This window comes from Paenibacillus sp. BC26 (assembly GCF_900116125.1).
Classification (GTDB): domain Bacteria; phylum Bacillota; class Bacilli; order Paenibacillales; family Paenibacillaceae; genus Paenibacillus_Z; species Paenibacillus_Z lignilyticus.
Window position 1 is genome coordinate 810,706 of sequence record NZ_FPAD01000001.1, and the last position, 21,556, is coordinate 832,261.

The 21,556-nt window shown below is 50.7% G+C and carries 16 protein-coding genes; 15 read left to right on the top strand and 1 reads right to left on the bottom strand.

Features of this window, described 5'->3' with window-relative positions:
- Window positions 1-41: 41 nt before the first annotated feature.
- The 15 genes from BM412_RS03405 (at window position 42) to BM412_RS03475 (ending at window position 20,594) form a co-directional block, all read left to right on the top strand.
- Window positions 42-923: a carbohydrate ABC transporter permease gene (locus BM412_RS03405; RefSeq protein WP_091213980.1), complete on the top strand. Its 882-nt coding sequence runs from the start codon at window positions 42-44 to the stop codon at window positions 921-923.
- A gap of 11 nt (window positions 924-934) precedes the next feature.
- Entirely contained in the window at window positions 935-2,995 is a 2,061-nt protein-coding gene (locus BM412_RS03410) for a YIP1 family protein (RefSeq protein WP_091213982.1), read from the top strand.
- Window positions 2,985-5,291, top strand: coding sequence for a DUF5696 domain-containing protein (locus BM412_RS03415; RefSeq protein WP_091213984.1), 2,307 nt, complete (start codon window positions 2,985-2,987; stop codon window positions 5,289-5,291). Before BM412_RS03410 ends, BM412_RS03415 begins: the two co-directional genes overlap by 11 nt.
- A gap of 7 nt (window positions 5,292-5,298) precedes the next feature.
- Window positions 5,299-6,174, top strand: a complete 876-nt coding sequence (locus BM412_RS03420) for a carbohydrate ABC transporter permease (RefSeq protein ID WP_256256346.1) — start codon at window positions 5,299-5,301, stop codon at window positions 6,172-6,174.
- Entirely contained in the window at window positions 6,174-7,148 is a 975-nt protein-coding gene (locus BM412_RS03425; protein ID WP_091213988.1) for a carbohydrate ABC transporter permease, read from the top strand. Before BM412_RS03420 ends, BM412_RS03425 begins: the two co-directional genes overlap by 1 nt.
- 39 nt (window positions 7,149-7,187) lie before the next feature.
- On the top strand, window positions 7,188-8,255 hold the full coding sequence (locus BM412_RS03430) for a Gfo/Idh/MocA family protein (protein WP_091213991.1): 1,068 nt from the start codon (window positions 7,188-7,190) through the stop codon (window positions 8,253-8,255).
- A gap of 135 nt (window positions 8,256-8,390) precedes the next feature.
- Complete coding sequence (locus tag BM412_RS03435) at window positions 8,391-9,620, top strand: glucoamylase family protein (RefSeq protein WP_218163117.1); 1,230 nt, start codon at window positions 8,391-8,393, stop codon at window positions 9,618-9,620.
- Window positions 9,621-9,646: 26 nt separating this feature from the next.
- Complete coding sequence (locus BM412_RS03440; protein ID WP_091213996.1) at window positions 9,647-10,432, top strand: sugar phosphate isomerase/epimerase family protein; 786 nt, start codon at window positions 9,647-9,649, stop codon at window positions 10,430-10,432.
- Window positions 10,429-11,559, top strand: coding sequence for a Gfo/Idh/MocA family oxidoreductase (locus BM412_RS03445; RefSeq protein WP_371264707.1), 1,131 nt, complete (start codon window positions 10,429-10,431; stop codon window positions 11,557-11,559). Before BM412_RS03440 ends, BM412_RS03445 begins: the two co-directional genes overlap by 4 nt.
- Window positions 11,560-11,617: 58 nt before the next feature.
- On the top strand, window positions 11,618-14,029 hold the full coding sequence (locus tag BM412_RS03450) for a beta-galactosidase (protein ID WP_091213999.1): 2,412 nt from the start codon (window positions 11,618-11,620) through the stop codon (window positions 14,027-14,029).
- A gap of 441 nt (window positions 14,030-14,470) precedes the next feature.
- Window positions 14,471-15,427, top strand: coding sequence for an ABC transporter permease (locus BM412_RS03455; RefSeq protein WP_091214000.1), 957 nt, complete (start codon window positions 14,471-14,473; stop codon window positions 15,425-15,427).
- 22 nt (window positions 15,428-15,449) lie between these two features.
- Complete coding sequence (locus tag BM412_RS03460) at window positions 15,450-16,373, top strand: carbohydrate ABC transporter permease (protein WP_091214004.1); 924 nt, start codon at window positions 15,450-15,452, stop codon at window positions 16,371-16,373.
- A 58-nt stretch (window positions 16,374-16,431) separates the two neighbouring features.
- Window positions 16,432-18,351: a type 2 periplasmic-binding domain-containing protein gene (locus BM412_RS03465; RefSeq protein ID WP_091214007.1), complete on the top strand. Its 1,920-nt coding sequence runs from the start codon at window positions 16,432-16,434 to the stop codon at window positions 18,349-18,351.
- A 72-nt stretch (window positions 18,352-18,423) separates the two neighbouring features.
- The gene (locus BM412_RS03470; protein WP_091214010.1) at window positions 18,424-19,491 is read left to right on the top strand and encodes a Gfo/Idh/MocA family protein; all 1,068 of its coding nucleotides are present in this window, start codon (window positions 18,424-18,426) and stop codon (window positions 19,489-19,491) included.
- A 137-nt stretch (window positions 19,492-19,628) separates the two neighbouring features.
- Window positions 19,629-20,594 carry a D-2-hydroxyacid dehydrogenase gene (locus tag BM412_RS03475; protein ID WP_091214012.1) on the top strand — a complete coding sequence of 322 codons (966 nt, stop codon included), beginning with the start codon at window positions 19,629-19,631 and terminating at the stop codon, window positions 20,592-20,594.
- A 22-nt stretch (window positions 20,595-20,616) separates the two neighbouring features.
- Here BM412_RS03475 and BM412_RS03480 read toward each other — a convergent pair whose 3' ends face one another.
- A complete protein-coding gene (locus BM412_RS03480; protein ID WP_091214015.1) occupies window positions 20,617-21,510 on the bottom strand; it encodes a TetR/AcrR family transcriptional regulator in 894 nt (297 codons plus the stop codon).
- Between the last annotated feature and the right edge of the window lie 46 nt (window positions 21,511-21,556).

Genomic DNA, 21,556 nt, shown 5'->3' on the forward strand with positions numbered 1-21,556 from the left:
GTCCGCAGTGTATCACGAATTGGGAGAAGGTGATTGCGTAAATGGCTTCTTTTCATAGTAATAAAATCAATCCGGATCGGTTCAGCTTCGGGCAATGGAAATTCTTTCTCTTCCTCGTATCGCTGTCCGTGTTTATGATCTTGCCGATTATATTTATTTTCTCTCAGGCGCTTAAGCCTGTAGACGAACTGTTTCTATATCCGCCGAAGCTGTTTGTTCAGCATCCGACGTGGAGCAACTTCGCAACACTGTTCAGCGTCGGCGACGTTTCAGCGGTGCCGAAGACGAAATATTTGTTCAACAGCATCCTTGTGACAGGCTCAGTCGTCTTCCTGTCCATCGTGATCTGTTCGATGACCGGGTTCGCGTTGTCGAAAAAAGAATTCAAGATGAAGAAGGTCGTCTTCGAGGTTAACATCATCGCGCTGATGTTTGTACCGGCAGCGGTTACGATTCCGCGCTATTTGGTCATCGAGAAGCTCGGGCTGACGGATAACTTCCTAGGTCATATCTTGCCGATGCTTTCCTTGCCGGTAGGCGTGTTCCTGGTCAAGCAATTCGTCGATCAAATCCCGAATGCGCTCATCGAGGCAGCGCAGCTTGACGGAGCGAACGATTATTACGTATTCCGCAAGCTCGTTATTCCGATGATTATGCCGGCGCTTGCGACCGTAGCGATTCTATCGTTCCAATTGGCTTGGAACAATGCGGAAACCTCTTCGTTATTCATGAGCAAAGAAACGCTGAAGACGTTCGCTTTCTACATGAGTACGCTGACGACGACTACCGCGATGGAAAATAATATTGCCGGTCAAGGGATGGCAGCGGCGGCAGCGCTTCTGATGTTTATTCCGAACTTGGCCATCTTCATATTCATGCAAAGCAAAGTAATGGATACGATGGCGCATTCCGGTTTGAAGTGAGGAGGAGAACAATGTTCAGATTCAGATGGCTCACACTTCTCGTTGCCGCTGCGCTATTGGTTGGTTCGACTACTGCTTATGCGGACGTGCCTTATCCTACCTTCACGATCGATGAAAAAGGTCATGGCATTATGATGCAGAACGCCTACATGCCGGTAGGCGCAATCGACGGGTACAGCATCTTTGGCGAGAATGAAGCGCTAAGCAACGGAAAAGTGGAGCTGAATAGCCCGCAGGATATTTTTGTAGATAACGAAGACCATGTGTACGTTGCCGATACAGGCAACGCCCGAATTGTGGAATTGGACTCATGGGGGAACTTCATCCGAATTATCGGCGAAGGGGAATTGAAGCAGCCGAAAGGCGTTTTCGTAACGGAAGATAAAGATATTTACGTTGCGGATTATGCCAAACAAAGCGTTGTCGTCTTCGGAAAAGACGGCAAGCTGAAGCAGACGATCGGCAAGCCGAAGTCGAAGCTGTACGGCAAAGATACGCCGTTCAAGCCGCAGAAGGTCATCGTCGATAAACGCGGCAGCATTTATATTATCGGCGAAGGTCTTATCCAAGGTCTTGTCCGATTGGACAAGGAAGGCAAATTCCTTGGCTACTTCGGCGGTAACCGCGCGGGCTTCAACCTGCTGAAGACGCTTCAGCGCATGTTCTATACGAAAGCTCAGCTTAGCAAAATGACACGGGAAATGCCGATTTCGCCGACGAATATCTCGGTTGATTCCGAAGGCCTTATCTATACGAGTACGACAGGGATTAACGGCGGCGCCATCAAGAAGCTGAACGTGGCGGGCAAGGATTTGCTCGGCGGAACGTGGTCGCTTAATCAGGTTTCCGATATTACGACCGACGTCATGGGCAATATCTATGCGGTCGATGCCGGTGAAGGCATGATCCTGGAATATAACCGCGACGGTAACTTGATGTTCCTCTTCAGTTACAACGACACGGGTGAACAACGTCTCGGCTTGCTGGCGGCACCGACGGGAATTGCCGTCACATCCGATGGCAGACTGCTTGTCCTGAGCGGCGAACGCGGCAACGTTACGGTGTTCCAGCCGACGGCGTTCACGAAGCTGGTACACGAAGCGCTGGGTCTTTACCTGGATGGCAAATACGTACAAAGCCGGGAACCGTGGAATGAAGTGCTGCGTCAGAACAGCTTGTTCTCGCTGGCACACACCGGTATCGGCCTTGCCTACTTCAAAGAAGGCAAATACCAGGAAGCATTCGAGAAATTCGAGTTTTCCAAAAACAAGAAGGAATATTCCAACGCGTACTGGGAACTCCGGCGCGAATGGATTATGAAACACGCGGTTGATGTAGCGTTCAGCATCCTGGGCGCCATTATTGCTTTGATGGCCATTCGGTTTGCTTACCGGAAGTATCGTTTCGGCAAGCCGGTCGTTATCGCTTGGCTGAAGGTGACGAGACAATGGTTCGCCGCGCAGCTGCTTCATATTTTCCGTATGCTGCGGCATCCGATTGAGGGCTATTACGAGCTGGAGCATAACAACAAAGCTTCGGTAGCATCGGCTACCGTCTTGCTGGTCGTACTGTTCGGCGTTCGTTTGTTCGGCCTCTATACGACGAACTTCTTGTTCGCAACGATGGAGCCGCTGCAAATTAACATCGTGACCGAGCTGCTCAAGCTGCTCATCCCGCTGTTTGCGTGGGTCATCTCCAACTACCTCGTCAGCGTCATCAACGATGGCGAAGGCAGCTTCAAGAACATCTATAAAGGGACGATTTATGCGCTGTCCCCTTACATTATTTTTGCAATTCCGCTGGCGATTATGTCACGTGGCCTAACCCTGATGGAGGGTGTCATTTATAACTACTCCTACAATATCGTCATTCTGTGGTGTGCGCTTCTGCTCTTCATTATGGTGAAGGAGATCCACGGCTACGAAATTAAGGAGACTGTTAGAAACATCGTTCTCACGATCATCGGCATGCTAATTATGGCCTTTGTTGCGTTTATCCTGTTCGGCTTGTCGAACCAGGTGTGGGAATTTGTTTACTCGTTATTCCAAGAGGTGAATCTGCGTGTCGATTAACAAGAAACCGATTGTCCTGGTCGCGTCTGCTGCGCTTGCAGCGGTAGGGTTGTATCAGTTCGCATATGGGGCTACGGTTGAGCATCAATCAACTGAGGGTCAGAGCAAAATCGTTCTTAATAAGCAGGAAGGCTCATTCCCTTATCGCTCGAACAATTATACGATGCCGGAGAAGGCAGCAGGCGCCATTGCGAATCGGACGATTCCGTCCGACTACAAGAAGATCGGCGAATCCGGCTCGCTGGAGCTGTATATGGCGAATGCAACGCTTGCCATTATGGTGAAGAACAAGGAGAGCGGTTATGTGTGGGCATCCACGCCTAACGACGCCGATCTGCAAAATGCCGAGCTGAACGATGAGTGGCAGACCGCCGTTAAATCGCCGGTGCTGCTCGAGTATTATAACGATCAAGAGATGCTGAGCACGGGGAATTTCTTGTCGCTCGGCGGTAAAGTCGACGGCGTTGAGCCGATCGAGCAAGGGGTTCGCGTGAAGCTGACGTTCGGAACGCTGAACGCCGGCATCGCACTCGAAGTCAAGATCGAGAACGATTCGCTCGTTGTCTCGATCCCATCGGACTCCATGTGGGAGAAAGGCGTCAGCAAGCTGGCTTCCATTCAGGCGTATCCGTTCCTCGGCGCGGTGCACAAGGCGGATATTCCGGGCTATCTGTTTATTCCGGACCGTTCAGGCGCGTTGATTCGTTTCAGCAAAGCGCATTCCCGGTTCGACGAACCGTACGTCGGCAAGATTTACGGTACGGACTACACTTCGGATGGCAACATGAATACCGGCCGTACATCGGTTCCGGTATTCGGGATCGTGCACGGCAGCGGGCAGAACGGCGTCCTTGGCATCGTTGAGGACGGCCGGTTCAATGCCAAGATTGTCGCTTATCCAAGCGGGCTGAGCACGGACTTCTACTGGGTCGCTCCGAAATTCGAAATCCGCTACGGCTACTTCCAGCCGACGAGCAAATCGATGGGCGGCTACAACACGTTCCAGAAGGATGCGCTGAAGACGGACCGTCAAGTCCGTTACAAGTTTCTTGGCGGCAAGGAAGCGGATTATGTAGGCATGGCGAAGACGTACAGAACGTACTTGCAGGAGAAAGGCGAGCTCGTCAAAGAGAAATCGACGAAGAGCAAAGCCGATGTTCCGATGCAGGTTCGTCTGCTGGGCGGAGAGACGGAAGCGAGCGCATTCGGCGCCAAGGTCGTTCCGATGACGACGTTTAATCAGGCGAAGACGATTGTCGACAGTCTGGCGAAGAACGGCATTACGAATTTGAAGACGGTGCTGGAGGGCTGGAACGACGGCGGCTTGAACGGCGAACGTCCTGCCGAGTTCCCGGTGGAGTCCAAACTTGGCGGTAATTCGGGCTTGAAGGATCTGAAGAAGTACTTGGAAGGGAAAGACATTCCGGTCTATCTTTATAATAACTACACGGTCGCTTTTGAAAATTCGGATCTGCTCAATTTCAAATCAGACGCCGTTCGCGCGATTAACAATGAAATTAACGAGTTCCCGTTCTTCGGCTGGGGCGACAGCGATTTCTTCTCCGATATTATGGCAAGGGACATTAGTCCGGGCAAATCGGTTGAAATTGCCAAAGACGATGCCAAGGATATGAAGGATCTGGGCGTAGATGGGCTGGCGCTTGATATTACGGGCAGCACGCTCGTTTCCGACTATAACAAGAAGCATCCGTTTACGCGCGAGCAGACAGCCAACGCGTACCGCGAGCTCGCCGCTAACTTCAAGGACAACTTGAGCGAGCTGGCGGTTTATCAGGCCAACGACTACTTGTGGAAATACACGGATACGATGTTCGGCATGGGTTCCGGCGCTTCGCAGTACATGTATGAAACGGATACGATCCCGTTCCTGCAAATCGTCCTGCATGGCTACATCGATTATTTCGGCTGGCCGTCCAACTCGGCTTCGAGTCCGCGCGAGGATACGCTGCGCATGATCGATTTCGGTCAATATCCATCGTACCTGCTTACGCATGAGCCGTATTGGAAGCTGAGAGACACGCCTTCGGTAGATTTGCTGACAACGCAATATACCGATTTGGAGCAGCCGATCAAGGAAACGTACAAAGCCGTGAACCAAGCGCTCGGCAAGGTTCAGGATGCAACGATTGAAGCGCGCGTCGTGCCGGACTACGGCATCTCGGCAGTCAAGTATTCCAACGGCGTGGAAATTGTAGTGAACTACACATCAAGCGACTACACATACAACGAAGTCAGCGTCAAGGCGAAGAGCTTCGCTGTCATCGGGGGTGAGTAAGTTGAAAGTGACCAAAAAAATGAGGGAGGCGCTCACCGGGTACGCACTGGTGTCGCCTTGGATTATTGGCTTTATCCTATTTATGGCTTATCCGATTTATTACTCGGTATATTTGAGCTTACACAAGGTCACCATCAGCGCAGATGGCATCGTAACTGAATATACCAAAGGGGATAACTACAAATATGCGTTTCTGTCCGATCCGGAATTTGTAGAGAAGCTGCTGCTGTTTGTTAAATCGGCAGTCGGCATGATCCCGATTATTATCGTATTCTCGATGCTCGTAGCCTTGCTCATTAATCAGCCGATTCGAATGAAAGGACTGTTCAGAGCGATTTTCTTCTTACCGGTCGTCATTACGAGCGGCGAGGTTGTCAACGAGCTGTTCAGTCAAGGGGCAACGGCAATCCCGCTTGTCGAGAAGTATGGAATTATCGAGATTATTAAAGATAATTTGAGCCCGGCATGGTCTTCGCCGATCATAAGCCTGATTCAACAGCTCATCTTGATCCTGTGGTTCTCGGGTGTGCAAATTCTGATCTTCCTGGCAGGTCTGCAGAAGGTCAATAAGCAAGTCTATGAAGCTGCTTCCATCGATGGCGCATCGCCATGGGTAAGCTTCTGGAAAGTGACATTGCCTGCCATTAAGCCGTTTATCGCGGTGAATATGATTTATACGACGGTTGATTTGTTCACAAACTCGTTCAGCGATGTCATAGAGTTAATCAAGGAGAATATGTTCAACCTGACAACCGGCTTCGGTTACGCAACCGCAATCGCTTGGATCTACTTCGGTGTCATATTTGTCTTCTTGCTCTTGATTCTGCTGCTGTTCCGTAACAACGATGACGTGAATGTGAGACCGAAGAGGAGGAGAGCTTAATGGAACGAACATCAAAGTTGCAGTTGCAGAAGGCTTTTCTGCTTCGTACGTTCAATCGCGGCAAACGTATTCTGATGGGAAGACAGGGCAACGACGGAATCGTATTCAAATTGTTAGTTTACGCGCTGCTCATTAGCATCGGGTTCGTTTATTTGTATCCGATTCTCTATCTTGTCTCGCAAAGCTTTAAGAGTTTATCCGACTTGCTGGATCCAACGGTGCTCTGGCTGCCGCAGAAGCTGTACCTGGAGAACTTCACGCAAGCTTGGCATGTCCTTGATTACATGGACACCTTCTGGAATTCGGTCTTGAACTCCGTCGTTCCGGCGATCGGACAAACCGTTTCCTGCGCGGTAGTTGGATACGGGATTGCGAAATTCCGTTTCCCGGGCAAATCGATCGTACTTGGGCTGATGATGATTACGTTCATCGTACCGTCCCAGGTCGTTATGATTCCGCTTTACTTGATGTTCAATGAGTACCATATGCTTGGCTCATCGCTGCCGTTCATCGTGCCGACGATCTTCGCGCAAGGGATTAAAGGCGTACTGTTTATCTTGATTTATACGCAGTTTTTCCGGACGATCCCCGCATCGCTCGAAGAAGCGGCGCAGATGGACGGAGCCGGCTTTATCCGGACCTTCTTTACGGTTATCTTGCCAATCTCCACACCGGCTATCGTCGTTGTGCTGCTCTTCTCGACAGTATGGCATTGGAACGAAACGTACCTGACCTCGCTCTATTTGGGTGAGAGCATGACGACGCTGCCTTTGCAATTAAAAACGTTCAATGACTCGTTCACGAAGCTGTATGGCGGCGGGGCAGCGGTTGGCGGCGGTCAGACGAAGAATATCAATGAATCGATCCGCATGGCCGGAACGCTGTTAATCGTACTTCCGCTGCTTATCCTCTACATGTTCGCGCAGAGACGATTCGTGGAAGTAGTAGATAAAACCGGTATTACGGGCGAGTAATTCGAATGAATCTCAGACGAATTTGAGAGGGTGTTTAAGATGACGAAGAAGTTAAAGGTTGCCGTTATCGGTGCGGGCGGCATTTTCCAATGGGCGCACTCCGCTCCGCTGAAGAACCATGAAGAGCTTGAAGTCGTCGCCATCGTGGATATCGACCTCGCGAAAGCGCAAGCCGCGGCTGAGCAGCACGGCATTCCGCAAGCATTCAGCGATTATCGCGATGTCATCAAGATGGAAGAGATCGACATCATCGATATTTGCACGCCGAATCTGTTCCACTCCGAGATCGCAGTTGCGGCGCTTGAAGCCGGCAAACATGTTTTCTGCGAGAAACCGGATGCGGTAAATCCGGATGAAGCGATCAAGATGCAGCTAGCAGCGGCGGCAAGCGGTAAAGTGCTGATGGTAATGCGCAACAACCGCTTCCGTCCGGCATCGAAGTTCATCAAGGAGTGGATTGATGGAGGCAACCTCGGCGAAGCCTATGCAGGCCGCTGCGGTTGGACTCGTCGCCGCGGTATTCCGGGCAAAGGCGGCTGGTTTACGACCAAGGAGCTGTCCGGCGGCGGTCCGTTGATCGATCTTGGCGTTCACTTCATCGACTTGGCGATCTGGTTCATGGGTAATCCGAAGCCGATCTCAGTCACCGGGGCAACCTACACGAAATTTGCGGACGCAGACGATATCGCAGGCTCCGAGCACAGCAAGTTCGGCGAGAAATCGGAAGGCGAAGGAATCTTCGACGTGGAGGACCTTGCGATCGGATTTATCCGCTTCGACAACGGCGCATCGCTCCAAATCGAGTTCAGCTGGGCTTCCAACATCGAGCAGGAAGAGAATTTCGTTGAGCTTCGCGGCACGAAGGCCGGCTTCCGATTCAGCAACGGCAAGCTTGGCATCTTCGGTGAATCCAATGGCACCGTAACTGATCTTGTTCCTCACGTAGGCGAAGACACAGGCGGACATGGCGAGAACCTGTACCATTTCGTGGATGTCGTGCAAGGCCGCGTGAACCCGATCTTCACCATCGATCAAGGCGTGGATATGATCAAAATTTTATCTGCTATCTATGAATCCGCCCGTACAGGATCAGAAGTTAAACTGTAAGGGGATGCGTTAGTGGTGTTCCGGTATCGCCGTCCATGAAGTGAGGGCGATACCGAACATCTGCCGCATCAAGGATTCTTTTTTTATGAACAAATAAGCGCGTACGAGTTTTACCTGATCAAGGAGGATTGCAAAGTGAAATTGACGGATGAACAGCTATTGGAGCTGGAGAGCAAACGGAGCTTCTACTTCTTCTGGGAGGAGGCGAATAGCGATAAAGAGAGTCCGGGATTCGGCTTAATCGTGGACCGTGCGCCGGGCGATGCTTCGATGTGCAGTGTAGCTTCGGTGGGATTTGGTTTGACCGCACTCATGATTGGCGTGGAACGGGAGTGGATTTCCCGCAGCCAAGGCTATGAACGGGCGCTGGGCACGCTGAACACCTTGCTGGAGCATGCGGAGCAGGTGAACGGATTTTTCTATCATTTCCTTGATATGCGTACGGCTAAGCGTTATCGCGATTGCGAGGTTTCCGTTATCGATACCGCGATCGCGCTTTGCGGTGCGATTGCCGCCGGTGAATATTTTGGCTGCGATGTGAGAGAGCAAGCGCAGAGGCTCTATGAGCGCATTGATTGGAATTGGTATCGGGATCCGGAAACGAACCAGTTCTACATGGGGTATGCTCCGGAACGCGGCTTCTTCGGCAGATGGGATCTCTATGCGGAGCAGTTCATGATGTATTTCCTCGCTGCCGCATCCCCAACGCATCCGGTTGATCCGAGCATGTTCTATGATTTTGGCCGCCAATATGGGACGTATGGCAGTAATCCGCCGTTTATCTATACTTGGTTAGGCTCGCTGTTTGCTTTCCAATTCTCTCATGCCTGGTTTGATCTTCGCGGCATGGTAGACCGCAATAATATCGATTGGTGGGAGAACTCCGTTGTCGCTACCAGAGTTAACCGGGATTACTGCATCGCCAATCAGACGGTATTCCGCACCTTCGGACCAGACGCTTGGGGACTAACCGCATGTGACGGGCCAACAGGTTACAGCGGCCGTTACGGCGTAGCTCCTTCCGGTCGTGACAGTGCGAACGATCAGCATGTACCTGACGGTACGGTGCCGCCGGCTGGGGCTGCAGGATCAATTCCGTTCATGCCGCAGGAAGTGATAAGCGCCTTGCGGAATTATTATGAGAACTACCCGCAGCTATGGGGCCAATACGGCTTCAAGGACAGCTACAACTTAGATGCAACACCGGCGTGGTTCGCGGACGATGTTATCGGCATCGACAAAGGGATCACGCTGCTCATGATCGAGAATTACAGGAGCAGGCTGGTTTGGAACTATTTTATGAAAAACCGTTATGTCCAAGAAGGCTTGATGAAATGCGAAATTCGTGAGAAGCAGCACTCATAGAACGCGATTTGGAGGCTGGCAGGCATATGAAATATTCCATTCCGTCTTATTCGTTTCACGGTTTACACAGGGAAGGCAAGATCGACCTCTTCGGCTATTTCGAAACGGTTAAATACCGGTATCATCTGAATTGCGCCGATATTTGGAACATGATGTTTGAGAGCTATGACGAGGATTATTTGCGGAAACTGAGAGAAGCGTTAGATGAGAAGGAAATGTATGTCGCCAATCTTTGCGTGGATGCAGCCGAGGTCTGGGATGTTGACCCGATGAAGCGCGAGCAGTTCTATCAGAATGGACTAAAGAATCTCCATGCCGCTGTCATCCTCGGCGCACGGACCGTTCGAATCGATATGGGCGGTCGCGAGCGGGAAATGTCGGAGGAGCAGTTTGACTACACCGTCATGCGGTATAAGGAATATGCGGCAATTGCAGCAGAACACGGCTTCATGGTTGGACCGGAGAACCATTGGGGCTCATCGCGGGTGCCCGAGAACATTCGCAAAGTGTATGAAGCCGTCGATCATCCGAATTTCGGCATTCTGCTGCACTTTGAGAATTGGGATACGGATAAGGAGAACGGAGATCGCCTCTGCGCGAAGTATGCTTTCCATACGCATCTGGCGGCATGGGTCATTCCTGCCTGCGAAGAGAAGATCAGCATCTTGCAGGAAGCCGGATACCAGGGGCATCTTGGCATTGAACATCACTCGTCGAAGAATGAATATGCACAAGTGGCGTGGCAATTTGCGGCAGCGCGGAATACCTGGGCTTTGATGCAAGCGAAACAAGCGGAGGTGCTCGGAGCATGAGCGTGAAGACCATCCGAATCGGTATTATTGGCGCCGGGTTGATCGGCAAGGAACATTTGGAGAGATATGCGAAAATCGAGGGTGCCGAAGTAGTGGCGCTCTGCGACATCAATGAGACGCAGCTAAGGAAGATGGCAGATCAGTTCGGCGTTCCGAATACGTATACGGATTTCAGAGCGCTCATTGCGCGCGATGATCTGGATGCGGTTGATGTGTGTTTGCACAACAACCTCCATGCACCGATTACGATTGCCGCGCTCGAAGCCGGCAAGCATGTGTATTGCGAGAAGCCGATTGCAGGTTCTTATGCGGACGGCAAACGGATGCTCGATGCGGCCAAGCAAGCAGGCCGAATGCTGCATGTGCAGCTGAGCTTCCTCTATCTCATTGAGACGATTGCGGCGAAGACGCTGATTGAGGAAGGGAAGCTGGGCAAGCTCTATCATGCCCGCTCGACCGGCCACCGCAGACGCGGGCGCCCGTTCGTAGACGGATATGCGACGAAGGAATTTAATAGCAAGGCCACCGCATCCGGCGGCGCTTTGTTTGATATGGGCGTGTATCGCATCTCGCAGCTGCTCTACTTGATGGGATTGCCGAAAGTGAAAACCGTTACCGGCAAGACGTATCAGGAAGTGGAGATGGATGAGACGCGCAGAGCGATTAGCGGCTTCGATGTGGAAGAGCTCGGCGTCGGCTTCGTCCGGTTCGAAGGTGGATTGACGCTGGACATTATCGAAGCATGGGCCATTCATCTGAACGGCTTCGAAGGAAGCAGTCTGGTCGGCAATGTCGGCGGTGTGCGGCTCCCGGGACATACCAGTCAAGGTAAAACGCCTTTCAGCTATCATACTCAGCTGAGCGATATGGATATGGACGCGACGTTCGATCTTGGCAATGCCAATTACCGCTGGCATCAGCTTCGGGAGAATACGGATGCATACGATTCGTCGCAGGAGCACTGGATTGCAGCCCTGCAGGGACGAGTAGAACTGCTGCCAACAGCGGAAATTGCCCTGCAAACCATTCTGGTCAGCGAAGGGATTTACTTATCCGACCAGCTGGAGCGGGAAGTGACGGCTGAAGAAGTGATCGCGGCGTCCAAATCGACAGCACTGAACGTATAACCAAACTTATACCTATACTAAAACTTCAAACAGTCAGAGTCAGGAGAATCGTATCCCCATGATTGAAATCATAAATAAACAAATTGTAATTGATGGCAAGCCTGAGCTTATTATGTGCGGCGAGGTTCATTATTATCGCCTTGCTCGCAATGAATGGCAGGATCGGATCGATAAGCTGAAGGACGCAGGCTGCAATGCGGTTGCCTCATATGTCCCATGGTTATGCCATGAACCGCTCGAAGGGGAGTTTGATCTGGACGGACACACGCGTCCGGAGCTTGATCTTGGCGGATTTATTGATCTTTGCGAAGCGAATGGACTATATTTCTTCGTTCGTCCGGGTCCGTTCATTATGGCGGAGATGAAGAACGAAGGCATTCCGTTCTGGGTCTACGAGAAACATCCGGAGGTCATCCCGCATGGCTGGGATGGTGCGGAAGCGACGACACGGACGCTTGATTACCTGGCACCGGGCTTCTTGGCTGCAGCGCGCAGCTGGTACGCTGCCGTAATGGCTGTCGTTGCACCTCGACTGCATGGACAAGGCGGCAGCATCATTGGCGTTCAGCTTGATAATGAGATTGGCATGCTGTCCTGGGTAAGCAACTGCCCGGATTTGACGGAGCATGTCGTAGGCGACTTTACGGAATGGCTCGGTCGTACTTATGAGGCAGATAAGCTGCAAGAGCGGTATCCGTTTCAGCTGAGTGATGCTGACGTTCGTTTGGCGGCCATCCGTTCGCCGAAAGAAAGCTACGCCGCTGAGCTTCTGCATGATTTGGGCTACTATATGCGTAACCGATTTGCTCGTTATGTTGCCGTGCTGCGCGAATACGCCGAAGAATTCGGTGTTCGCGATGTGCCGTTCTTCGTGAACATTCACGGCACCGGCGGCGGCCGCGGATTCACGTACCCAATCGGCATCAGCCAATTGTACGAAGCCTATACGCAGGCGCCGGGTTATCTGTCCGGCTCTGATATTTATTTTGGCGATCTGACGGTTAGCAATTTCCAAGACCTGTACTTGATTAACGGGTTCATGGATGCGGTGCATATGCCGGATCAACCGCTCACATCGCTGGAGTTTGAATGCGGTGACGGCAACTATGGCAATAACTTCGGCGGTCGTTACGACGTGTCGGCTGCGGACTTCAAAACCCGGATGTGTATCGCACAAGGGAATCGGATGATCAACTATTATCTGATGACCGGCGGAATCAATTACCGGATGGATCAGCAGCTCGGCGACGGCAATGATCGCGTCGCTTTCACCGGCGAACGCCATGGCTTCGCGGCTCCGGTCAGCCCGGAAGGGGAGCTCAACTATACTTATCCGCGGATGCAGCGCGCAATCAAGACGATGATGGCTGTGAAGGATAAGCTGGCTGTTATGAACGAGGAGCATGACGGAGTAGCCTTTGCATTTATTCCCGACTACTACATGACGGAATATCGGTATCCGAAGAGCGATAAGATGAATGAGATTCTGAAGAACATCGAAGCGAACCGTGCTTACGGCGGCTGGGAAATCATGGGCCGCGGCATGCTGCTCGCAGGCTACCGATTCACGTCGGTGGACATTCAGAATAAGCCTCTTGATCCTGCGGCTACGCCTGTGCTCGCTTTGCCAAGTGCTCGATACTTAAGTGCGGCTATTCAGCGTAAAGTTGCGGACTTTGTAACTGACGGCGGCGGGTTGCTGCTGTACGGTGAAGTGCCTCAGTTTGATATGGAAGGCAAACCTTGTACGATTCTTAGCGACGCGCTGGGCATTCAAGTGGAAGGCATCGTTCAGAACGGACCTCACTCCTGGCCATCTATCATCGCAGAAGGCTGGGCAGCCGGCCGACCTGAGGTTCATACGCATTTCGCACAGCGTCTGGCGCCCGGACAAAACGATGTCTTCCTGCGTTTGTATAACAGCGGATTTGTTTGCGGCGTCGAAGCAACAGCAGGACGCGGCCGTGCCATTGTTATTGCGACGGCTTACAGCGGCGATGTGCCGTTGTTCAAGACAGCGCTTGAGCGTTTAAGTGCGCAAGCGGGATTGACGCATGATAATCGCTACCTGGGGATATTCACCACGTCGACGGTTAATAACGAAGGCGAACGATTCGTGCATATCCTTAATCTGGACGGCTTCGATAAAGAGCTTCAACTCACAGACCGCGGCGAGCAGCTGTTTGGCGGTCGCAGCATTCAGATTGCCAGCAAAGACGGCGTCATGCTGCCGATCGGGATGTCGTTCGGCGAGGTGCGAATCGCCTATTCAACCGCTGAAATAACAGCCGTTTCCCAGGAATCGTTATCTTTCCGATTGACGCAGGCAGAAGATATTATCGCGCTCGATACAGCTCGCGAGATCTTGCCAAGTGCGGATTACTCGGTAGAGGAACAAGACGGCTTGAAGCTGGTCGTATCGCGGAAGCATGCTAAAGTGGATGACCAACTCACCGTTCGATTTGCGTAAACTAATTCTTTCCGCTACCTTGGAGGTAGACTAAAGTCTTATACAAACGAAAAACCCCGAGAAATCGGGGTTTTTCTCTATTTTTAATTGAAACGTTTCACCAAAAACAGGAATCGATGGCTAAATCGTGACAAATTTGCACGAAAAAAGTTATAAAAATTAAGATGAAAGCCTTTTACCATCGAGAACAATGTGCTAATATGGGTTTTGTGAAACGTTTCGACAAAGTGAATGACGAAAATTGTCACTATTTGTGAATGCGAATCAAATCCTGAACAAAACACCTTTTTTGGTTGTGAAAGCGGTTCATTTGGATCGTTTTATGATATAAAACCGTCGAATCGTTTCGATGGAAATTGTCGTGTCGGCAGTCGGTCAGACCTGCGGGTTTGGGACATAATAGGTGTGGTTAATACGCAACTGAAATAGGAGGATTTACCGATGGCTATGTCAACAAGCAAACAAAACGTAAGGCCCAAAAAACGCAGTGGGCTGCAAACGCAGAACATAAAGATCCTGTATCTGTTCTTGGTTCCTGCGATGGTATTAACTTTCATTTTCTCGTACCTGCCCATGTTTTCCAACTACATCGCGTTCTTGGATTATGATTTCAACAAAGGCTGGTTCGGCTTTGGCAGCGAGTTTGTCGGGTTTGACAACTTCGCCAAGTTCCTGACGGATCATAAATTTTATACATTGATCGGCCGTACGCTGCTTTACAGCGTGACGATGATGATTGCCACCTTCCCTGCGCCGTTGATTTTCGCGCTGCTGCTCAATGAGCTTCGCGGCGAACGCTTCAAACGCATTGTTCAAACCACTTCCTATATTCCGCATTTCGTATCATGGGTAACGGTTGCCGGTTTGTTCTACATGTTCCTTACTGTTGATGCTACGGGGATTATCAATAACCTGCGTCAACTGATCGATCCGGCAGCGGAACGTATTTCGTTCATGCAGGATGCGAAGAACTTCCTTCCTGTGCTTGTCATCTCCGAAGTGTGGAAAGAGACAGGCTGGGGCACGATCTTGTATCTTGCAGCGCTAACGAGCATTGACCCGCAGCAATACGAAGCCGCACAGGTGGATGGCGCGAGTCGCTGGCAGCGTCTGATGTATATCACGCTTCCGGGTTTGATCCCAACCATGTGTATCCTTCTGATCTTCTCGCTCAGCGGATTGCTTGCAACTAACTTCGACCAAGTGTTCAACTTGCAAAATAAAATGATTCGTCTGGATACGGATACCATCGGCGTTTATACGTACTACCAAGGTCTTGTAAGCGGACAGTATTCGTACTCTGCCGCGGTCGGTCTATTCCAAGGCGTAATCTCCTTTATTCTGATTATGGCTACTAACTACACGACGAAGCGCCTCAGTAACGTAGGTATCATTTAAAGGAAGGGGTTACCGGAACCTTATGAAAGCGAACAGAATTAAACGAACAACAGGTGAGCGCACATTTGATGTCTTCAACATCCTACTTATGTTGATCTGGGCGATAACCGCGATATATCCGTTCTGGTATATCTTGGTGATGTCCTTCAATACGGGAGCCGATGCGGCCGCTGGCCCGATCTGGTTCTTCCCACGCGTATTTACGCTAGAGAATTATGCCTTTGTGTTTCAATATGATCGTCTTCACTCTGCGTTTATCGTAACGACGCTGCGCTGTATCATCGGACCCGTTCTGTCGGTAGTCGTCACGATGCTGGCAGCCTTCGCGCTGTCGAAGCGATTCTTGCCGGGGCGTAAGTCGATTCTCTTCTTCTTTATGATCCCGATGTTTATCGGCGGGACGATCATTTCCAACTACGTTGTCATTTCGAAACTGGATCTGGTCAACAATTTCTTGGTTTACGTTCTGCCGGGTGCGTTTGGCTTCTTCAGCATGATCATCATGCGTACGCACATTGAAGATTTGCCCGCTGAGCTGCAGGAATCGGCTTTCATCGACGGTGCCGGTTATGTCCGCATCTTCGTGCAAATTATTTTCCCGCTTTGCATGCCGGTTATTGCCGCTTTTGCCTTCTTTGCAGTCGTGGGCAACTGGCTGGACTATTACACGAACTTGATCTACGTTACAGACCGCAGCTTGAGCACGCTGCAGTTCGTATTGTACGAAATCATCAACCGTGCGGAAGCGAACACGATGATCGATTTCACGAAGACTTCCGGGGCTGCTGCGCGCAGACTTCTGGCTCAGAAAAACAACACCGTTCCTACACCTGAGGTTATTAAAATGACCGTCATGGTCGTAGTAACGTTCCCGCTGCTATTCGTTTACCCGTTCTTCCAGAAGTATTTCGTTAAAGGGATGTTAACTGGAGCAGTTAAGGCTTAATAAGTCGCTGCTTTTCCATAGTTAATCAAACACCATCAAAGGGAGGCTTTACGGTATTATGAAAAAGGTAGTCATGATTATGTTTGCTGTTCTGCTGGCTGTTTCTCTGGCTGGCTGCGGCGGCTCCAAGAACGAAAACAACGCACCGAACAATACGGGCTCGAACACGGGCGCTCCGGTTGATCCGGCAAACTTTAAGGAAATCCACTTGGAAGTACTTAGCCAATTGCCGACAAACCCACGTAAGCCGGTTGAAGACAAACTAACGCCAATCTGGCGCGAGAAAACAAAAGTTATTCCTGATTTCGTTGAAATTCCGGCGGGCACGGACTATAAAAGCTGGCTGCAAATGCAAATTCTTGCTGACACCGTTCCAGCGGTAATCGCGAACCAAAACGGGATCGCAGACGATGCCGACAACATGGAAATGCTCAAGAAGGCAGGCATGGTTCGCGAAATCACGCTTGATGAAATGACAAAGTATATGCCGCTTACGGCTGCACGTTTATCTGAGCTGGGCGTTACGATGGAACAATGGTACAAAGCAAGCGTAGATCCAACTGACGGTAAGCTATGGGCGATTCCTTCGCTGCCAAGCCCGTTGCTGAAAGAAGAATACCGCAAAACACCTTACGGCGATTCCCGTTTGGGTAACGGCGGATATGGCGTTTGGATGCGCGACGATATTTTGAAAAAAATCTTCCCGAACGCAATGAGCGCAGCTGAACTGAAGAAGCTGGCCGTTGAGAACAAAGGTAAATTGTCGCTTGAGCAAATCATGGATATCCCGATCAAAAATCTGGATGACTTGTATGCTTACTTGGAAAAAGTAAAAGCGTTGAACATTCAAGAAAACGGCAAAACCATTACACCTGGTCACCTTCAATTGGATAACACCAGAGGCGCGCTTCAATGGTCCTTGTTCACGGCTAGCGGCTTGAATATGAGCCAAGCTTATCCACTCGTAATCAACGAGTCCAAAAACCTGTTCGCGGATTATGAGCTGACACCGGAATGGAAATCGTACATTTCGTTTATGAACAAAGGCTTCAAAGATGGCTTGTTCGGCAAGGAATTCTACATTCAAAAGAACGAACAGCGCGATGCCAAAGTAATCAATGGTGAGTATGCAGTCGTTAATATGTGGGCTCCAATTGCCGCAAACCAAGAAAAAGTGAAAAAAGAAGGCAAAAACTATGATTGGAGATTCTATCCAATCTTCGCAACCGAGCTTGACCCAAGTAATCAGGATGCAGCTAATCAGTACTTCCCGTTGACGACAAAATGGAACTCCAAAGCCATTAATCCGAAAAAGGTTACGGACGATATGGTTCCACAAGTATTGAACTGGATCGACTGGAATAACTCCCTGGAAGCAGCTGATCTGCGTTCATGGGGAACTCCGGACATGTACACAGGCGAAGGTATGGAACGCCGTTACAAACCGGAATTCAAGAAGGTTGAAGAGTACAAGCTGCTTGGCAAGCAAGATGAAACAGGCGATGGCTGGTACTACGGCATTCAAGGTCAAGACAACACAATGACTAACCCAGAGGTTTACGGCCTTGCAATGGCAGACGAAATGGGCTTTGTATACTCGCCGCAAATCGTCTACCCATTCAGCGTAAGCAACTACGATCAATCTACTCTTGTAAACACAGCTTGGCAGCAGCACAACATGAAGAACATGTCGCTTTACGCGGAGCTTCCTGTTGACGAAGCAACGCAGCAAGCACGTGCAGAGTACGACACCGTTACCAACGATCTAAACAACAACCTGATTGCCCCTCATAATGATGAGCTCGACAACCTGATTGTTAAAGCCATCACGAGCCCGGTTGCTGATTTCGACAAAACGTATAAAGAATATACAGACGTACTGGCGGAAAGCGATATTGCCGACGGCATTAAGAAACAAACCGATGCTTGGATGAAATATTACAAGCTTCGTGAGGGCTTCTTGAAGAAATTGAACTAATGTAGACCATTTGCAGCGCTCCGGCCGCTCGGCCGGAGCCTGTTACTTTCAACTTGAGAGAGGATGTTATTGATGACGAAGAAACTTAAAGTTGGCGTAATCGGTGCGGGCGGTATTTTCCAATGGGCGCATTCCGAGCCTTTGAAAAACCACCCGGAGCTTGAAATCGTCGCAATCTGCGATATCGATCTGGAGAAAGCGCAAGCAGCTGCAGAGCAGCACGGCATTCCGCAAGCTTTCAGCGACTACCGCGATGTAATCGCGATTGCGGACATCGACATTATCGATATTTGCACACCTAATCTGTTCCACTCCGAAATCGCGGTTGCGGCTCTTGAAGCCGGCAAACATGTATTCTGCGAAAAACCGGATGCCGTCAATCCGGAAGAAGCGCTTCGCATGAAAGAAGCTTCTGAGAAAAGCGGCAAAACGCTGATGGTTATGCGTAACAACCGTTTCCGTCCGGCTTCCCAGTACATCAAACGCTGGATCGACCAAGGCAACCTGGGCGAAGCTTATGCAGGCCGCTGCGGTTGGACACGTCGCCGCGGTATTCCGGGTAAAGGCGGCTGGTTCACAACGAAAGAATTGTCCGGCGGCGGTCCGTTGATCGATCTGGGCGTTCATTTCATCGACTTGTCGATCTGGTTCATGGGCAATCCGAAGCCGGTATCGGTAACGGGCGCTACGTACACGAAATTCGCCGATGCGGAAGATATCGCCGGCTCTGAGCATAGCAAATTCGGTTCCAAATCCGAAGGCGAAGGCACGTTCGACGTTGAAGATTTGGCAATCGGCTTTATCCGTTTCGACAACGGCGCATCGCTTCAAATCGAGTTCAGCTGGGCTTCGAACATCGAGCAAGAAGAGAACTTCGTTGAGCTGCGCGGTACGAAAGCCGGCTTCAAGTTCAGCAACGGCAAGCTTGGCATCTTCGGCGAAGACCAAGGCGTCGTAACGGACATGGTTCCTCACGTAGGCGAAGACAACGGCGGACACGGCGGAAACCTGTATCACTTCGTCGATGTTATTCAAGGCCGCGAGAAACCGATCTTCACCATCGATCAAGGCGTAGACATGATCAAAATTTTGTCCGCGATCTATGAATCGGCTCGTACAGGATCGGAAGTAAAACTGTAAGCAGATTGGTTTCCTTTCGAGCCAAAGCTTCGTATGGAGCATTCTGCTAGGCATAGGCAGAAGCCCGTACCGTCCAATTGGGCTGGTACGGGCTTCTTCTTTGTGATATAGGTGAACATGAGGGAGAGTGGCTATAGATGAAGAGGAAGCTCGTATGCGTCTATGATTTGGAAGCGAAGCATAGACAACGAATTCGCGAGGCTGCGCCGGGATTTAAGCTTGTATTTGGCGGTGATGCGGATGAACAGGGGATGTCGGCTCATCTGGCTGAGGCGGAGATCGTAGCAGGCTGGGATGATCAAGCGGCTGCAAGCGCGCTTCGGCCGGGCACTTCGCTGCGCTGGGTGCAGGCTTGGGGGGCTGGCGTGGAGCAGATGCCTTTCGAAGCGTTTGCGGCGCATGGAGTAACACTGACGAATGCAAGCGGCGTTCATGCGAACGGAATTTCGGAAACCGTGCTTGGCATGATGCTGAGCTTCACGCGCAAGCTGCATTTGACGATGCGCAATCAGGTGGAGAAGAAGTGGGACTGGCTCGGCGGTTTAGGCGAAATTCACGGCAAAGTGCTCGGGATCGTCGGCGTTGGTGCGATCGGCGAGGAGCTTGCGAGGCTTGCGCAGGTGTTTCATATGCGTGTACTCGGCGTTCGCAATTCCGGTAAGCCATCCCCGTTTGTAGATCAGATGTACGGCTCCGACGGACTGGATACCGTGCTGCAGGAAAGCGATTATGTCGTGGTCACGCTGCCGATCACCAAGGATACGCACCATTTGTTCGACCTTGCGAAATTTAAGCAGATGAAACCTTCCGCATTCTTCGTTAACATCGGCCGCGGACAGACGGTCGTAACGGAAGATATGGTGGAAGCGCTGCAGTCCGGCATTATTGCCGGGGCAGGGCTGGACGTGTTCGAGCAGGAGCCGCTGCCGGCTGCTCATCCGCTGTGGGAGCTCGAGAATGTCATTCTTACGCCGCACAATTCCGGCAACTCGATCTATTACACCGACCGAGCGGTTGATATTCTGGTTCATAATCTTGGCGTTTATCTGAGGGGCGACGGAGAGTCGATGCGCAATCTCGTTAGTTTGACGAATCAATATTAAGCCGAATAGACAGTACCCAGTGTTAAGAAGCGGCTTTCAATTCGAACAGTTTCTCAAGCTGTCCCAGAATGGCCGTTAATTCATGTTGGGAGTGCAATAGACCGATAAGCGCGCGGACAAGCACCATTCGGGGCTTGTCCGCGTCCGCTTCTTCCTGCAGAAGAATGGCCGCATCATTCAGCTCCGTCTTTCTCGCGTTCGTAGCTTGGAGCTCCTGAATGGTGCTTAGCAGTCTGTTGAGCCCTTCTCCCAGCTGTTCCTCCGCAGGGACGGCAGTCCCCTTCATCCCGCATGCAACAAATTGCGTCATAACGGACGACTCCAGTATCGGCGCACTCTTCGATTGAAGAAGGCCTGCAACCATTTCGTCCATGCGATCGACAACGAAAGCCGCCATTTGTTCATAATCGAAAGGACTGCTTATCAGCTCCGTCATCACCATATATTCCTTAATTATACCGATGTAGAGCGCAATCAAATCCCATTTATATTTATCGATGACCGGACCGTACGCGTGAACAAGACTTTCCTCCAAGTAGACAAACATTTGTGAACGAATTTGTTGAACAAATGTTGCAAAAACACCGGTATCGTTAATCTTCAGTTCATAAAAGTCTTTTATACTGGATTTGAATTCTTTAAAGCTGATGAATTGGTTCAATGTTTCTTGCACGAAACGCGCTTTAGGCGAAAGCGTTGCATCTGCCTTAATGCGATCTACTTGATCGAACATAAGTTGGATGCGATGACGATAGACCTCCACGAGCAAATCTTCTTTGGAAGCAAAAAACTTATATAAAGACCCTTTAGCTATTCCGCAATCGTTCGCAATATCTTGAATGGAAGTAGCGGCAAAGCCTTTCTGTGCAAATATCCGCATCGCAGATCCGATGATTTTATCTCTAAGCAAGCTCAAAAGCGCTCCTCTTTTCAGAAAAAGATTGACAAGTGACTGTCCGGTG

Bases quoted from the DNA above. Each gene is read 5' to 3' on its own strand.
- BM412_RS03405 (WP_091213980.1), top strand. From the start codon at position 42: ATGGCTTCTTTTCATAGTAATAAAATCAATCCGGATCGGTTCAGCTTC.
- BM412_RS03410 (WP_091213982.1), top strand. From the start codon at position 935: ATGTTCAGATTCAGATGGCTCACACTTCTCGTTGCCGCTGCGCTATTG.
- BM412_RS03425 (WP_091213988.1), top strand. From the start codon at position 6,174: ATGGAACGAACATCAAAGTTGCAGTTGCAGAAGGCTTTTCTGCTTCGT.
- BM412_RS03430 (WP_091213991.1), top strand. From the start codon at position 7,188: ATGACGAAGAAGTTAAAGGTTGCCGTTATCGGTGCGGGCGGCATTTTC.
- BM412_RS03440 (WP_091213996.1), top strand. From the start codon at position 9,647: ATGAAATATTCCATTCCGTCTTATTCGTTTCACGGTTTACACAGGGAA.
- BM412_RS03445 (WP_371264707.1), top strand. From the start codon at position 10,429: ATGAGCGTGAAGACCATCCGAATCGGTATTATTGGCGCCGGGTTGATC.
- BM412_RS03450 (WP_091213999.1), top strand. From the start codon at position 11,618: ATGATTGAAATCATAAATAAACAAATTGTAATTGATGGCAAGCCTGAG.
- BM412_RS03455 (WP_091214000.1), top strand. From the start codon at position 14,471: ATGGCTATGTCAACAAGCAAACAAAACGTAAGGCCCAAAAAACGCAGT.
- BM412_RS03460 (WP_091214004.1), top strand. From the start codon at position 15,450: ATGAAAGCGAACAGAATTAAACGAACAACAGGTGAGCGCACATTTGAT.
- BM412_RS03465 (WP_091214007.1), top strand. From the start codon at position 16,432: ATGAAAAAGGTAGTCATGATTATGTTTGCTGTTCTGCTGGCTGTTTCT.
- BM412_RS03470 (WP_091214010.1), top strand. From the start codon at position 18,424: ATGACGAAGAAACTTAAAGTTGGCGTAATCGGTGCGGGCGGTATTTTC.
- BM412_RS03475 (WP_091214012.1), top strand. From the start codon at position 19,629: ATGAAGAGGAAGCTCGTATGCGTCTATGATTTGGAAGCGAAGCATAGA.